1 protein-coding gene is annotated in these 1,332 nt (G+C 36.0%); it reads right to left on the reverse strand.

Annotated features, from left to right (window positions below; translation table 11 throughout):
- Positions 1–54: 54 nt before the first annotated feature.
- On the reverse strand, positions 55–1,251 hold the full coding sequence (locus CHX27_RS00805; RefSeq protein WP_094484883.1) for an IS256 family transposase: 1,197 nt from the start codon (positions 1,249–1,251) through the stop codon (positions 55–57).
- Between the last annotated feature and the right edge of the window lie 81 nt (positions 1,252–1,332).

The raw sequence follows: 1,332 nt of genomic DNA on the forward strand, positions 1-1,332 counted from the left end.
GACACTATCCCGCAAAGTGTGTAAGTTAAAAAATAACAGGGTTTGACTTTTTACTTAAAGTTGAACCCTTTTTTCAAATATAGTTAAGAACTGGTTGAGGATTAATCCCCAGTTTTGGATTGGCATTGACCATTTTTTGGTTGCTTCTCTCAGAGCCAAATATACGGATTTTAAAACTGCTTCATCCGTTGGGAACGATAATTTGTTTTTGGTATATTTTCTAATTTTTCCATTGAGATTTTCGATTAGATTTGTAGTGTAAATAATTTTTCTGATTTCGATTGGGAAGTCAAAAAACACCGTAAGTTCCTCCCAGTTTTCTTTCCAGGATTTTACAGCATATGGGTATTTATGATTCCATTTGTTAGCAAAATCCTCCAATGCTCCTCTGGCAGCTTGTTTGGTTGGGGCATCATAAATATGCTTCATATCTCTTGAGAACTCCTTCTTATCCTTCCAAACAACATAACGTGCAGAGTTCCTAATTTGATGCACTACACAGATTTGTGTTTGGGATTCTGGGAAAACATTTTTGATGGTTTGCGTAAACCCATTTAGATTGTCGGTTGCTGTAATTAGGATGTCTTCAACACCTCTGGCTTTTAAATCAGTCATAACTCCAAGCCAAAAACTAGCACTTTCGTTCTTACCTAACCACATACCTAAAACTTCCTTCTTTCCATCTCTATTGAGGCCTACGGCGAGATAAATAGTCTTGTTGACCACCTTTGAACTTTCACGTACTTTGAACACGATGCCATCCATCCAAACGATTAAATAAACGGACTCTAATGGACGATTTTGCCAAGCAATAATATCATTAGCTATCGATTCAGTTATTCGTGATATAGTGGATGTAGAGACATCAAAATGATAAACCTCTCTAATCTGTTCTTCAATATCACTAACGCTCATCCCTTTGGCATATAATGATACTATCACATTTTCTAAACCATCAACCATGCTTTGTCTTTTGGGAACAATCATCGGGTTGAATGAGGCTTCTCGGTCTCTGGGAACCTGAATCTTTGATTCCCCAAATGAGGTTTTGACCTTTTTGCTTGAGTAGCCATTCCTAGAGTTGGCTGTGGCCGATTTTTCGTGTTTATCATATCCTAAATGAGCATCTAACTCACCATTAAGGATAGCTTCCAATCCACGTTTTTGTAGTTGGACAAGAAAACCATTTAGGTCTTCACCCGTTTTGAATTGCTTCAAAAATTCATCAGATAATAAATCTTCTTTTTTCATAATACGGTGTAAAAATTTAAAATTAAACAAAAAAATAATGGGGTTTTAAAACCCCATTATTTTTCAACTTACACAGTTTGT

Source organism: Flavobacterium aurantiibacter (assembly GCF_002251775.1).
In the GTDB taxonomy this organism is placed as follows: Bacteria; Bacteroidota; Bacteroidia; order Flavobacteriales; family Flavobacteriaceae; genus Flavobacterium; species Flavobacterium aurantiibacter.

Bases quoted from the DNA above. Each gene is read 5' to 3' on its own strand.
- CHX27_RS00805 (WP_094484883.1), bottom strand. From the start codon at position 1,251: ATGAAAAAAGAAGATTTATTATCTGATGAATTTTTGAAGCAATTCAAA.